This is a genomic window from Uliginosibacterium sp. 31-16, from assembly GCF_030730865.1.
Classification (GTDB): domain Bacteria; phylum Pseudomonadota; class Gammaproteobacteria; order Burkholderiales; family Rhodocyclaceae; genus Uliginosibacterium.
Genome location: NZ_JAVALZ010000001.1, coordinates 879,941 through 892,683, shown reverse-complemented (window position 1 = coordinate 892,683; position 12,743 = coordinate 879,941). Strand labels below are relative to the sequence as shown.

At 61.0% G+C, this 12,743-nt stretch carries 12 protein-coding genes; 7 read left to right on the top strand and 5 right to left on the bottom strand.

All coding sequences use genetic code 11. The features are described from left to right. The first annotated feature begins 66 nt into the window (after positions 1–66). Entirely contained in the window at positions 67–996 is a 930-nt protein-coding gene (locus tag Q9Q94_RS04150; RefSeq protein ID WP_305978754.1) for a ZIP family metal transporter, read from the top strand. A 72-nt stretch (positions 997–1,068) separates the two neighbouring features. On the opposite strand, the gene Q9Q94_RS04145 is transcribed toward Q9Q94_RS04150, so the two are convergent. Together Q9Q94_RS04145 and Q9Q94_RS04140 are read right to left on the bottom strand one after the other, a co-directional pair. Continuing rightward, complete coding sequence (locus Q9Q94_RS04145; RefSeq protein WP_305978753.1) at positions 1,069–2,985, bottom strand: ABC transporter substrate-binding protein; 1,917 nt, start codon at positions 2,983–2,985, stop codon at positions 1,069–1,071. A 334-nt stretch (positions 2,986–3,319) separates the two neighbouring features. After that, a complete protein-coding gene (locus tag Q9Q94_RS04140) occupies positions 3,320–4,786 on the bottom strand; it encodes a DegQ family serine endoprotease (protein WP_305978752.1) in 1,467 nt (488 codons plus the stop codon). Positions 4,787–5,029: 243 nt separating this feature from the next. Between Q9Q94_RS04140 and Q9Q94_RS04135 the strand changes: the two genes are divergently transcribed. Then, entirely contained in the window at positions 5,030–5,947 is a 918-nt protein-coding gene (locus Q9Q94_RS04135; RefSeq protein WP_305978751.1) for a LysR substrate-binding domain-containing protein, read from the top strand. A gap of 102 nt (positions 5,948–6,049) precedes the next feature. Here the strand turns inward: Q9Q94_RS04135 and Q9Q94_RS04130 are convergent, their stop codons facing one another. The 3 genes from Q9Q94_RS04130 to dksA form a co-directional block, all read right to left on the bottom strand. Continuing rightward, complete coding sequence (locus Q9Q94_RS04130; RefSeq protein WP_305978750.1) at positions 6,050–6,934, bottom strand: AEC family transporter; 885 nt, start codon at positions 6,932–6,934, stop codon at positions 6,050–6,052. Between the two features lie 199 nt (positions 6,935–7,133). Continuing rightward, positions 7,134–8,306 carry a sulfate transporter gene (locus Q9Q94_RS04125; RefSeq protein WP_305978749.1) on the bottom strand — a complete coding sequence of 391 codons (1,173 nt, stop codon included), beginning with the start codon at positions 8,304–8,306 and terminating at the stop codon, positions 7,134–7,136. A gap of 146 nt (positions 8,307–8,452) precedes the next feature. Continuing rightward, on the bottom strand, positions 8,453–8,860 hold the full coding sequence (gene dksA, locus Q9Q94_RS04120; protein WP_305978748.1) for an RNA polymerase-binding protein DksA: 408 nt from the start codon (positions 8,858–8,860) through the stop codon (positions 8,453–8,455). 203 nt (positions 8,861–9,063) lie between these two features. Between dksA and ybgC the strand changes: the two genes are divergently transcribed. From ybgC to tolB, 5 genes are read left to right on the top strand one after another with little or no spacing between them, the layout of a single operon-like run. Further along, on the top strand, positions 9,064–9,495 hold the full coding sequence (gene ybgC / locus Q9Q94_RS04115) for a tol-pal system-associated acyl-CoA thioesterase (RefSeq protein WP_305978747.1): 432 nt from the start codon (positions 9,064–9,066) through the stop codon (positions 9,493–9,495). Then, positions 9,492–10,166, top strand: coding sequence for a protein TolQ (gene tolQ / locus Q9Q94_RS04110; RefSeq protein WP_305978746.1), 675 nt, complete (start codon positions 9,492–9,494; stop codon positions 10,164–10,166). The genes ybgC and tolQ overlap by 4 nt, the downstream gene beginning before the upstream one ends. Positions 10,167–10,169: 3 nt before the next feature. Next, a complete protein-coding gene (gene tolR, locus Q9Q94_RS04105; protein WP_305978745.1) occupies positions 10,170–10,577 on the top strand; it encodes a protein TolR in 408 nt (135 codons plus the stop codon). Between the two features lie 4 nt (positions 10,578–10,581). Next, complete coding sequence (locus tag Q9Q94_RS04100; RefSeq protein ID WP_305978744.1) at positions 10,582–11,403, top strand: TonB C-terminal domain-containing protein; 822 nt, start codon at positions 10,582–10,584, stop codon at positions 11,401–11,403. A gap of 22 nt (positions 11,404–11,425) precedes the next feature. Further along, on the top strand, positions 11,426–12,706 hold the full coding sequence (tolB, locus tag Q9Q94_RS04095; protein WP_305978743.1) for a Tol-Pal system beta propeller repeat protein TolB: 1,281 nt from the start codon (positions 11,426–11,428) through the stop codon (positions 12,704–12,706). The last annotated feature ends 37 nt before the right edge of the window (positions 12,707–12,743 follow it).

Below are 12,743 nucleotides of genomic sequence, written 5' to 3'. Positions count from 1 at the left end.
CCTCAATAGCCCCGCAGCGTAGCGTTTCAGGCCAGAATTCATGCCTCTGTGAGTGAGGATGCCGCGATGAACGAAGCTACAACTGCCCGCCCGAGTCTGCCGGAGGCCTGGCTGACACAGGCGCGCCACTATCCGCTGGCGGCTGCCGGTCTGGCAATTGCCAGTCTGGCCTTGCTGGGTCTGCTGCTGCAAAGCGCGATCAGCCTTGCCAGCGGCAATGCGGCCATTGGCTTGCGTTTCGGGGCGCTGGCCGGGCTGGCGGGGTTCGGCGCGACGACGCTGGGTGCTGCTGCCGGGTTGGTGCTGCGCAACGTGGGCCAGAAGGCTGAGGACAGCATGCTCGGCTTTGCTGCCGGGATGATGCTGGCGGCCAGCTCCTTTTCCCTGATCCTGCCGGGGATCGACGCGGCCAGGGGAATGACCGGCAGTGGTCTGCTGGCGGCGCTGACGGTGGTGCTGGGGCTGGCGCTGGGGGTGATGCTGATGCTCGGCATGGACCGGTTTACGCCGCATACGCATGAGAGCTGTGGCGATTGTGGCCCCGGTGCCGAGCGCCTCAACCGGGTCTGGCTGTTCGTGCTGGCGATTACCTTGCATAACCTGCCCGAAGGCATGGCGATGGGCGTGAGCTTTGCCCAAGGCGACGTATCCGTCGGGCTGCCACTGGCGACTGCGATTGCCATTCAGGACATCCCTGAAGGTCTGGCGGTGGTGATGGCGCTGCGCGCAGCGGGTGTGCGCAATCTGCAGGCGGTGCTGCTGGCTGCCGCGTCGGGGCTGATGGAGCCGCTGGGGGCCTTGCTCGGGCTGGGGCTGACCGGCGGGTTTCCGCTGGCATATCCGGTCGGCCTCGGGCTGGCTGCTGGTGCAATGATCTTCGTGGTCTCGCACGAAGTGATTCCCGAGACCCATCGCAATGGTCATCAGACCCCGGCGACGCTGGGCCTGATGCTGGGCTTCGCGCTGATGATGGTGCTGGATACGGCGCTGGGCTGAAATCGCCCGGGCATGAAAAAGCCCCGGCTTGGCGGGCCGGGGCGAAGGAGGAGGAGCGGGTGAGGCAGGTGTCTATTTGCTCAGGAACCACTGCTGTGGCAGGGCTGGCGCGGGGTTCGGGTAGGTCCAGCTGATCAGCATCTGCTCGTACACGTTCTGCAGGCGGTTGCTGCGGATGGCGGTGTCGCTGGGTGAGCGGATCACGCCGATGATCTCGAATTCGTCGGCAGCAATTTCGAGGATCTGCTTGAACAGGGCCTCGGCCTGAGCCGGCGTGGCCGCGCTTTGCCACTGTTCATAAAGCTGCATGCGGGTTTTCATGCTGGCTGGCGGCTCTTCACCCTGCTTGCCATTGGACAGGAACCAGCGTGCCCAGGGCAGGCTCATGCGGGACTCCTGCGGATGCACAGCCACCACGGCGCGCGGGTTCATGGTGATGTCCATGCCGCCGGGGATGATGTCGACACTGATGTCGTATTCATTGTTGGTGGCGCGGTCGTAGAACAGCGAGCGCTCCGAAGACAGGATGGTCAATTCGACGCCAGCCTTGGCCCACTGTTTGCGGATCAGTTCCAGGGTTTCCATCTGGTTGGTCTGGGCGGTCGAGACGATGGCGTTGAGCGACACGCGTCCGCCATCCGGATAGACGCGGAAGCCGTCGCCGTCACGCTTGGCGAGACCCGCACGGTCAAGCTGCTCGTTGGCGCGCTTGAGCTCGTAGCTCAGGTTCTGCGTACCGAGTTTTTCGTTGAACCACTTGGACTGTTTCAGCGGGCCGATCTGCCAGGGCATGCCCTGACCGAGATACACGATATCGTTGATTTCCTTGCGGTCGGTCGCGATGGACAGTGCGACGCGTACATCCTTGTTGCGCAGGAAGGGGCGCAGCTTGGCATTCTTGGTTGAATGGTTCAGCCACAGGCCGACCGAGTTGGCACCGGTGCCGGGCAGGGCCATGACACGGTAGCCGCCTTTGGCTGCGTTTTCCGACAGAACCGGACGGTTCTGGATGCCGAATATATGGCGGTGCTGGTAATCGAGCTGGCCATTGATGGTGGCAAGCACGATGGTCTCCACCTCGGAAATGATCTGGAACTGCACACGATCGAGGTAGGGCAGTTGCTGGCCTGCCGGATCAACCTGCCAGAAATAGGGGTTACGCTCCAGCGTGACGCGGGTGGCGCTGCCGGTGTAGGGCTCCTTGATCACCCATGCATCCAGGGTCGGTTTCTCGGGATTGCCCCAGCGCGTCGGGGTTTCGATGTCGCCGCACTTGATGCGCATCAGGACGGCCCAGCTCTTGGCCTTTTCCCGGGCGACCAGTTCTTCGACCTTCGGGTTGTATTTCGGGTGGAACTGGCTGCAATAAGCCTTCGGATACATCACAGGATGCTGGCCCAGCGGGGTGGCGAGCTGGTCGAGAAAGCCCAGATTGGGGCCGGCAAACTTGAAGCGCACGGTGGAGTCGTCCAGCTTGCTGAGGATGGCAGGCTGATCCTTGACGACATACTGGTCGGGCGAGGAGGCGAAGAACTGCTTGTTGTAGACCAGATCATTCATGGCGAAGAGCACATCGTCCGCAGTGAAAGGCGAACCGTCGGACCAGCGCATGCCACGGCGCAGCTTGAAGGTGTATTCGCTGCCGTCCGGGCTGATCGACCAGCTTTCGGCGACATTGGGCAGGACGCCGTTGAAATCCATGCGCCAGCGCACCAGTCCCTGGCCGCTGATGATGCGGGTGATGCTGTTGTGATCGGCGTTCGCCCGCATGGCGGTGCGCAGGGTGCCACCGTAGCTGCCGGTTTTGGCGACAGGAGCGATGAGCTCGGGTTTCTCCGGCAGGCGCTTGTCGACCGGTTCAAGGACCTTGTCCTGTACGGCCTTGTCCAGCATCGGGGCCTGCTTGAAGGCGTGGGCCGCCGGTGCGGCCAGACAGGCCAGCAAGGCGATCAGGGGAAGGGCGGCGCAAGGCCGGGCGGGGAATCTCATCGGGTGTCTCCTGGAAAGCGGCGAAAGAAATGACGGCGCTGCCGATGATTACAAAGTAAAACGTTTAACTCGGGAAGTCAAGACGAGTGTCGTGAATGCCGGCAGGACTTTCCGATATGGGTTTTCCGCGCGTTGACTGCGCCATATCGAAAGGCCCTGGAAAAAAACGGAATTCGTCTCTGCCCGTCCGGCGACGGGACGGGCGCCGAACAGGATATTCAAAGGTAACAAAAGGAAAACGATTACCTTTCATCCGCCTTGTCGCGCGCAGCAATAAAAAAAGCGGGCCACACAAGGTGGCCCGGCAAGGGGAGGAGACAGGAAACAGTTGCGTTCAGTTGGTGCGCACCACCACGTATTGCTGGATTTCGCCGCGCTGGATCAGCAGCGGTACGTTCTTGCCGGCACCTTCGACGGCTTTGCGCAGCTGCTCTGCACTGGTGATTTTCTGGTTGCTTACGGCGAGGATCACATCGCCCTGACGGATACCCGCCTTGGCGGCTGCACCGCTGGCTTCTTCGACCAGCACCCCGCTGGGGATACCCAGGCGCTGGGCCTCACGTGCGTTGAGCTGGCGCACGACGAGTCCGAGCTTGCCGCCCGTGGCACCGCTTGGGTCATCATCCTTGCCCAGGGCGATGCGCTCGCTGGCTTGCTCTCCGAGTTTGACGGAAATGTCACGCCCGCTCTTGTCGCGCCAGACCTTGAGCTTCACGACGTCGCCCGGGCTGCGCTCGCCGATGATGCGTGGCAGGTCGCTGGATTCGGCGACAACCACGCCGTCGACCTGCTGGATGATGTCGCCATTCTGCAGGCCGGCCTTGTCGGCCGGGCCGCCTTGTTCGACCGAGCTGACCAGGGCACCGGCAGGTTTGTCCAGCCCGAAGGACTGGGCCAGATCCTTGTCTACGTTCTGGATCACCACGCCGAGCTTGCCGCGCGAAACCTTGCCGTGCTTCTGCAGCTGTTCCTTGACCTTGAGTGCCACATCAATGGGAATCGAGAACGAGATGCCCTGATAGCCGCCCGAGCGCGAATAGATCTGTGAATTGATGCCGATGACCTCGCCATCCAGATTGATCAGCGGGCCGCCGGAATTGCCGGGGTTGATCGCCACGTCGGTCTGGATAAAGGGGACATAGGTTTCGTCCGGCAGCTTGCGCGATTTGGCCGAGATGATGCCGGCGGTCACGGTATTTTCCAGACCAAAGGGCGAGCCCATGGCGAGCACCCACTGACCGGCCTTGGCGGCGTCAGGATTACCGGTTTTCACGGTGGGCAGATCCTTGCCGTCGATCTTGATCAGGGCCACATCGGTGCGTTTGTCGGCGCCGATGACCTTGGCCTTGAATTCACGTTTGTCGGTGAGTTTGACGGTGACTTCGCTGGCGCCATCCACGACATGGGCATTGGTCAGGATGTAGCCATCGCCACTCACGATGAAACCGGAACCCACGCCTTGCTGCACGCGTGGCTGGGCTTGCTGGCCCTGACCGTTCTGGCCGGGCACCGGAATGCCGAAACGGCGGAACAGATCGAAGGGATCGTTTTCGTCACCAAAAGGCGATGCGGCCCGCGCGCTCTTGTCGATGCTGGTCACGCTGATGTTGACCACGGCGGGGCCAATGGCCTCGACCAGCGGGCTGAAGTCGGGCAGGGCGACCCGGGCGCTGGCCGCTGCAACGGTGCTCGCAGCCCCACTGGCGTGCGATGAATTGATGCCTGACTCCTGCAGGCAACCGGTAAATGCTACAGCCGCCACGCTGGATACAAGCGCAGCGCGTGTCAAAGACCAGGGCATAAACTCCTCCAGAGACATGAAAACAGATTCGGTGCGTGATCAGACGCCTGGTCCGGCACGCTGCAGCGTATGACCGGGCTGCCTGATGAAGGTTCCGGTCTTGCGCGTCGGGTAAGAAATGGGGTGGGATGCGGACAAGTTCAAGAGGCGTCGACACTGATCAAAAAACTATCCGCTCATCGGCCTATAATTGGAAAATCCTATCCGGACGCCGTGTCCGGATACGCTGGCCGGGACCATGTCATGACGCTTACCGATCTGCGATACATCGTTGCTCTTGCTCAGGAACGCCACTTCGGGCGCGCCGCCGAGAAATGCCACGTCAGCCAGCCGACCTTGTCGGTGGCCGTGAAGAAGCTCGAAGAGCAACTTGGCGTGCTGCTGTTCGAGCGCAGCGCGGTGGATGTGAAGGTGACCGAGATCGGCCGCCACATTGTTGAGCAGGCCGAGCGCGTGCTGCGTGAGGCCAGCCAGATCCGGGACCTGGCCGAAGCGGGGCGCGACGCCCTCTCCGGGCCGCTGCGCATCGGTGTGATCTACACGATTGCGCCGTATCTGCTGCCATCGCTGATCCCGCTGCTGGCCGAGCGTGCGCCGCGCATGCCGCTGATGATTCAGGAGAATTACACCCATCGTCTTGCCGATCTGCTCAAGAAAGGCGACATCGATGTGGCGATTCTGGCGCTGCCCTTTACCGAACAGGGCATCGTCACCCAGCCGGTGTATGACGAACCCTTCCGCGTGGTGCTGCCTGCCGCCCACGCATGGAGCAAGGAAAAACAGATTTCCTCAACCCTGCTGCAGGAAGAGCCGCTGCTTCTGCTGGGCGCGGGCAACTGCTTCCGTGATCAGGTCATCGAGGCCTGCCCGCGCTGTGCCCATGGCACCGGCCTGCAGAAGACCATGGAAGGCAGCTCGCTGGAAACCATCCGCCACATGGTGGCAACGGGGCTGGGCGTCACGGTGCTGCCAAGTTCGGCAGCAGACCCGCTGAAGGAAAACCAGAAACTCGTGGCGATCCGGCCGTTCGCGGCACCCGAGCCGAGCCGGCGGGTGGCGATTGCCTGGCGGGTCACCTACCCGCGCACCAAGGTCATCGACCTCCTGCGAGCGGCGATTCTGGACAGCAAGCTGCCAGGGGTTACGCCGGTAGGTTCCTGAAGAGCTTCTTGTGGCGGGCTTCTTCAGGCTTTACGCCTGAAGATCCTTGCTGATGGCTGATTTCAGACAGGCATGTCCGAAGAGCCTTGCTGCAAGCGGATTTCAGGGCGCCGTCTGCAAAGCCAGGGCCAGGGCTAGCGGCAGGATCACAAGCGACAGCAGGTTGCCGATCAGCACGATGGAAGCCACCCGGTCAGGGTCGGCGTTGTAGCGCTCGGCAAAAATGTAGTTCATCACTGCGGGCGGCAGCGCGCCGTAAATGACCAGCAGGCTTTTCTCGAAGCCTTGCATGCCCAGCAGTTCAGCCACCGCCCAGGACAGAATCATGCCTGCGGCCGGCCGCACCAGACCACTGATCACGCCGATGCTCCAGCCTTTGAAGCTGATGTCGGTCAGCCGCACGCCCAGCGCGAAGAGCATCAGCGGAATGCAGATATCGCCGAGCATGCGCAGCGCGGTGACGGCGGGCTGCCACACCTGGATGCCCAGTAGCGATACCGCAATGCCGGCGAGCATGGCCAGCAGCGAAGGCACGCGCCACATCTGCGATACGCGCGCCTGATGATCCAGCAACCACAGGCCGTAGGAGTAATGCAGCAGACTGGAAATCAGGAACAGCACGATGGCTGGCTGCAGCGCACGGTCGCCAAACGCCAGCACAGCCACCGGCACGCCGAGATTAACTGAATTGGAAAACATCATCGGCGGTACCAGCACGCGGTGGCCGACTTTGAGGATGCGCGCCAGCACGAAGCCGACCGCGCCGCAGGCAATGGTCACCAGCAGCATGGCCAGCGCCAGCCAGCGGTATTCGTAAATGTGGAAATCGCGCCCGGCCAAGGCGCCGAAAACCAGTGCCGGTACGAACACGTCGGCGATCAGCTGATTGACCTGAGCCATGTCCGGCTTGCGGCGCAGCGACACAAAATAGCCGATCGCGGTAATGGCGAACACCGGGAACAGGATGGAGATGATGCGTTCGAGCATGGCGACCTCGCGTGGCAGTCAGGCATTGTAACGAGGTGGTGGTACCGCGCTCTCGCAGCAGACTGATTCAGCGCAAGCCTGCCGTGATTTCAGCCGGGAAAGGCCGCGCACAGGCGCTGCGGCAAGGGGGCCGGGAGGGCATAAGTGACGCTTTCAGCACCGGAGTCCTGAGATATCCCGGTGCAGTTCATGCCTGTTTCTAGAACTTCTTGTGTTCGATCTGGGCCACCTGATCGATGCCCATCACGCGCATCAGCGCGGCCACCATCTCATTCGGGTGGCGGATCACGGTGAGCTTGCCTTGGGTCTGGAACTGGGCGAGCTGGTTGAACAGCGAGCCAGCACTGACGAACTCTAGGCGCTTGAGCTGGGTTGCGTCGATTTCGATGGAATTGCGATCCGAGCCATAAACGGCCAGCTTGCGCAGGACTTCGGGCTGGGCGCCGGCAACGACTCCGTCGAGGATGAAGCCTTCGCGCTCGGGCACCGGCGCTTCCTCGAGTTTCGGAAAATCTCCCGAATCGGTCGGGCTGAGTACGGCTTCGGGCGGATCCCAGGACGGTGGCGACTCCTCGAAGGTGATGGCGAAATTCACCGCCATGTCTTCAAAGCGTGCCTCGTCGCCGAGTTGCTGCATCATTGCCAGCGCAGCCAGCCAGTACACGCGGTCGGCCGCTTCGCCAACCTTGAGTTTCGGTTCGAGCAGACTCAGGGCCTGTTGCGCGCCCAGCAAGGCTACCTTGACCTTGCCGCGCTTGAGGCTTTCCAGCGTATCGCTGAGCAGCGTACAACCGGCGTCATCAATGCCACGCAGACGCGACAGATCAATGCGCAGTTTGCCGACTTTGGCGCCGATGCGGACCAACTGCTCAAACTGGGTGCGAGCGTTGCCCGACAGATTGCCGGACAGATTGACGGCGGGGGCTGCGTCCTTCGGGCCTGCCGCCGAGGCAACGGGGGTGGCGTCGTCCCAGACCGGAGGAGATTTTTCAAACAGCTTGGCAAAGTCCACGCCATGACTGTCAAAAGCGGATTTGTCGCCAGTGAGCCGGTACAGGTCGAAGAGCATTCGCCAGAGCCGGTCTGATTTCTTGCTGCTGCCGTTTACGGCCTCTTCCAGTACCGCCTTGGCGCCACTGTCGTTGGCGTTGGCATAGAGCACCGCAGCTTCTTCGATGGCCGCAACGTCCTCGACCGAGACTTCCTGTACCTGGATCTTGCCGGCAGCAGCGGCCAGTGAGCGTCCGATGTCGCCAACATGGGTGAAATCAAGCGAGGTGGTGACGTCGCCCTTGTCTGATTTCCCCGGGTGCGACGAATCGCCGGCTCTGTCGCCGTTGGCGGGTTTCTTACCGAAAAAAGGTAGCGCCATATTGTGTTCAGACCCGAGCTAAGCAGCCAGTAATGGTGATCGGGTAATCACCTGAAACAAGCTAGTCCAGACCGGGCAAGCATGCCGAAGCCATTCCCGTCCGGGCGGACAAAATCGTGCAGACGGGACGCTGAGGCATGACTTGCTCAATCGGCAAACATTTTCTGCATGCGTTCGCGGCGCGCCTGGGCTTCAACCGACATGGTTGCCGTGGGGCGAGCCAGCAAACGGGCCAGACCGATAGGTTCCCCGGTTTCTTCGCAAAAGCCGTAGGAGCCGTCCGTGATTCGATTCAAGGCCTGATCAATCTTCTTCAACAGTTTGCGCTCCCGGTCGCGGGTGCGCAATTCAAGAGCGTGTTCTTCTTCCACCGTGGCACGGTCGGCCGGATCGGCAACCGTTTCCTGTTCGCGCATGTGCTCGACGGTTTCGTCTACCTTGAGTTGCAGCTCGCTGCGCATCGAGGAAAGACGATCGCGGAAAAAGGCCAGCTGCTGCTCGTTCATGTACTCCGATTCGGGCATCTTCAGCAGTGCGGCTTCTGTCAGCGCCATGGGGACACTCCTCCATCAATTATTCGAGTGCAAGGGACGCGGCATTGTGCCCGACTCCCTTGATAAATCACAGTCATGCGTCACTTTACACAATCCGTACGCTTGGCGTCTTGTGCAGGTCAGACGGGTTTTGACGGTCATCCATATGACCGGCGGGCGATTGTAATCAGACCCGGACGCTTCGGGGACGGTACAATAGCAGGATGTCCGAGATTCACAATACCGGCGCCGCCCGTCAGTCGGCCTGGCCAGTACGCGTCTATTACGAAGATACCGATGCTGGCGGCGTTGTCTATTACGCAAACTACCTACGTTTCTGCGAGCGCGCCCGTACCGAGCGTTTGCGGGCACTCGGCATCAATCAGCATGAGTTGCGTGCCACACAAGGCATCGTCTTCGTGGTCAGCCGCGTGGAGGCTGATTATTTCCAGAGTGCGGAACTTGATGACGAATTGCTGGTCCTCTCCACCGTGACTTCAATGGGTGCTGCCTCCCTGCGCTTCCTGCAGCGCGTGATGCGCCGCGACGAATGTCTGTTTGAAGCCATTGTCACCATCGCCTGCGTCGACTGGAACCGCCGTCGTGCCACGCGGATTCCTGATTCCCTGCGCAGTCTTCTCGAAAGCGAAGCATGAACTCTCAAGATTTATCGATCCTCAGCCTGATTGCCGAAGCCAGTCTGGTGGTCAAGTTTGTCATGGCCATGCTGGCCGGCGTGTCTTTCATGTCCTGGTACTGGATTTTCCGCAAGGGCCTGACCCTTCGAGCAGTGCGCGCTGAAACGGGGAATTTCGAGCAGATGTTCTGGAGCGGTATCGACCTGGTGCAGCTTTATCGCAATGTGTCGCAGGACCGCGACAACGCCGGCCCGCTGGCCCGCATCTTTGAATCAGGCTTTCGCGAGTTCTCGAAGCTGCATGGCCAGAAGGGTCTGGAGCCGGCAGACATCATCAATGGCGCTAGGCGCGCCATGCGCGCCACCTATCAGCGCGAGATCGACGATCTGGAAGCGCATCTGGCCTTCCTTGCCTCGGTTGGCTCGGTCAGCCCCTATGTCGGCTTGTTCGGCACGGTGTGGGGCATCATGAATTCCTTCCGGGGCCTCGCCAATGTCGGTTCTGCCACTCTGGCCCACGTTGCCCCCGGCATTGCAGAAGCGCTGGTCGCTACGGCCATCGGCCTGTTTGCTGCGATTCCGGCGGTGGTGGCCTACAACCGCTATATCCACGAGGTGGATCGCCTGTCGATTCGCTTCGAGAGCTTCATGGAGGAGTTCTCCAACATCCTCCAGCGCCAGCTGAGATAAATCATGCGCCAACGTCGAGTCATGAACCAGATCAACGTCGTGCCGTACATCGACGTGATGCTGGTGTTGCTGGTGATCTTCATGGTTACTGCGCCGATGATGCCCAGTGGCACCGTTGATCTGCCCAAGATGCAGAAGACTTCACAGGCCAAGGAGCAGCCCCTGATCGTTACGGTCAAGGGGCGTGACAACTGGACCCTGGAAGACCGGCAGACCAATAAAGGCCCCTCGTCCGTTAAAGAGCAGGAGTTGCTGGAGCGGCTCAAGGCTGCGCAGGAGCAGAACCCTGATCGTCCGGTGGTGATCCAGGCGGACAAGAAGATGAGTTACGAGGAGGTCATGAAGCTGATGGACCTGTTGCAACGAAACAATGTTAACAAGGTGGGGCTGCTGGTGCAGTCCGCACAGTAAAAGCATGGAATTCACGCTTCAGCGACCTGAGCCCGGCAAATGGGGGGCAGCTGTATTCAGCCTGCTCATGCACGGGTTGCTGGTCGCTGTGCTGTTTTACGGCGTGCAGTGGCAGAGTCGCCCGCCTGCCGCCGTGAGCGTCGAGCTGGTGCGCAGCCTGCCGCCCGCTTCGATGCCGGAAACGCCTGCGCCGCCAGTCAAGGAAGTTGTGCCGCCCAAGCCGGTGGAGGTCAAGCCGGTCGAAGTGAAGCCCGCGCCGGTGATCAAGCCCGATATCGCCATCAAGGAGCCGGAAAAGAAGAAGCCGGAGAAAAAGAAGGAAGAGCCGAAGCCGGTGCCTCCGGTCGCGCAATCAAAGCCGGTGACGAAACCGGCCGAAAAACCGCCGGAAAAAGCGCCGCCCATGTCACGCATGGAGCAGATGCTGGCCAATGAAGCTGCCAAGGCTGGTGCAGTAAACAACCAGAATCGGCTGAATCAGGCTGCTGCAGATGCGCGCGCCAAGCAGGATGCGCTGAATGCTGCAGCCTCGCTGGGCAGCGCGACCGGGGACTGGATGGGGCAGATTGCGCAGAAAGTGAAGTCGAACCTGATGCGTCCGCCCGGAGCAAGCGGCAATCCGGTGGTTGAATTCAAGGTAGAACTGTTACCTTCCGGTGAAATCATGGGTGAGCCAAAACTGAACAAATCATCAGGGAACAGCAGTCTGGATGAGGCTGTCAGGCGTGCGATCCTCAAATCTTCGCCATTGCCCAAACCCACAAAAGGTGAAGTATTTCAGCGCGAGTTAATTTTGAAATTCCATCCGCTGGCGGATGGGGAATAAAATCACGGAAGAACTGCAATACATGATGAATTTCAAGAAAGCCTTTGCCGCGCTGCTCATGCTCGGCGCTCTCCTGTCTGCTCCGCTGGCGTCGGCCCAGCTGACCATTGAAATTTTTGGCTCTGGCGCCAACAGCATTCCACTGGCCGCCCCGAACTTTGCCGGCGAAGCCCTGATGCAGGGCAGTGTCAGCGAGGTGGTGCGCAAGGATCTGGCGCTGACCGGGCTGTTGCGCATTGTCGAGCCAGGCAACCTGCTTGGCGTGGAGGGGGTGCAGCCGGATCACGCGGCCTGGAAAGGGCGTGGCGCCGACGCTTTGTTGCTCGGCAGCATCAATCCGGGTCAGGGCGGGCTGGTTGATGTGCGCTTCCGCCTCTATGACACGGTGCGGGCGACCGAACTGTTCGTCCTCAAGGTCTCGGTGCGGCCGGACCAGCAGCGTGCGCTGGGCCACCACATCGCCAACAAGGTGTATGAAAAGCTGATTGGTCAGCCCGGCATCTTCTCGACCCGGATCGCTTATGTTGAAAAACAGGGTTCGCGCTATCAGTTGCTGATCTCGGATTTCGACGGGGAAAATGCCGTACCGGCCCTCATTTCGCAGGAGCCGATCATGTCGCCGGCCTGGTCGCCGGATGGCAAACGCCTTGCTTATGTGAGCTTCGACAAGAAGAAGCCGATCATCTACGTGCGCGCGCTCGACAGCGTGCGGACCACCGTGCTGGCCAATTACAAGGGCTCCAACTCGGCCCCATCCTGGTCGCCGGACGGGCGCCGCTTGGCCATGACGCTGACCAAGGATGGGTTGTCACAGGTCTATGTCGCGAATATGGATGGCAGCGGCCTGCGTCGTCTGACCAGTTCCAATGGCATTGATACCGAGCCGCAATGGTCGCCGGATGGCAACCATATCTACTTCACTTCCGATCGTGGCGGCAGCCCCCAGATCTATCGCGTGCCGGCTGATGGTGGTGCCGTGCAACGCGTTACCTTCGCAGGAGCGTACAATGTCAGCCCTCGGGTTTCCCCTGACGGCAAGACGCTGGTGTATATCTCGCGTAATGATGGCCGCTTCCAGATCACCATGCAGGATCTGGCCAGCCAGCAAACGCAGGCTCTCACTGACTCTGCCAAGGATGAATCACCCAGTTTTGCGCCCGACGGCCGCACCATCCTCTATGCGACAGAGGCAGGCGGGCGTGGAGTGCTTTCGGTTGTCTCCACCGACGGCCGCACCCGCTACCGGCTTAACAACCGGGCTGGCGATGTGCGTGAACCGGCTTGGGGGCCGTTTGAGAAGTAATGACAGTCTTCCCTTCAACCATAAACCTTCGGATCCG

Excerpts from the sequence above, each read along its gene's own strand:
- Q9Q94_RS04150 (WP_305978754.1), top strand. The coding sequence starts at position 67 with ATGAACGAAGCTACAACTGCCCGCCCGAGTCTGCCGGAGGCCTGGCTG.
- Q9Q94_RS04145 (WP_305978753.1), bottom strand. The coding sequence starts at position 2,985 with ATGAGATTCCCCGCCCGGCCTTGCGCCGCCCTTCCCCTGATCGCCTTG.
- Q9Q94_RS04140 (WP_305978752.1), bottom strand. The coding sequence starts at position 4,786 with ATGCCCTGGTCTTTGACACGCGCTGCGCTTGTATCCAGCGTGGCGGCT.
- Q9Q94_RS04135 (WP_305978751.1), top strand. The coding sequence starts at position 5,030 with ATGACGCTTACCGATCTGCGATACATCGTTGCTCTTGCTCAGGAACGC.
- Q9Q94_RS04130 (WP_305978750.1), bottom strand. The coding sequence starts at position 6,934 with ATGCTCGAACGCATCATCTCCATCCTGTTCCCGGTGTTCGCCATTACC.
- Q9Q94_RS04125 (WP_305978749.1), bottom strand. The coding sequence starts at position 8,306 with ATGGCGCTACCTTTTTTCGGTAAGAAACCCGCCAACGGCGACAGAGCC.
- dksA (WP_305978748.1), bottom strand. The coding sequence starts at position 8,860 with ATGGCGCTGACAGAAGCCGCACTGCTGAAGATGCCCGAATCGGAGTAC.
- ybgC (WP_305978747.1), top strand. The coding sequence starts at position 9,064 with ATGTCCGAGATTCACAATACCGGCGCCGCCCGTCAGTCGGCCTGGCCA.
- tolQ (WP_305978746.1), top strand. The coding sequence starts at position 9,492 with ATGAACTCTCAAGATTTATCGATCCTCAGCCTGATTGCCGAAGCCAGT.
- tolR (WP_305978745.1), top strand. The coding sequence starts at position 10,170 with ATGCGCCAACGTCGAGTCATGAACCAGATCAACGTCGTGCCGTACATC.
- Q9Q94_RS04100 (WP_305978744.1), top strand. The coding sequence starts at position 10,582 with ATGGAATTCACGCTTCAGCGACCTGAGCCCGGCAAATGGGGGGCAGCT.
- tolB (WP_305978743.1), top strand. The coding sequence starts at position 11,426 with ATGATGAATTTCAAGAAAGCCTTTGCCGCGCTGCTCATGCTCGGCGCT.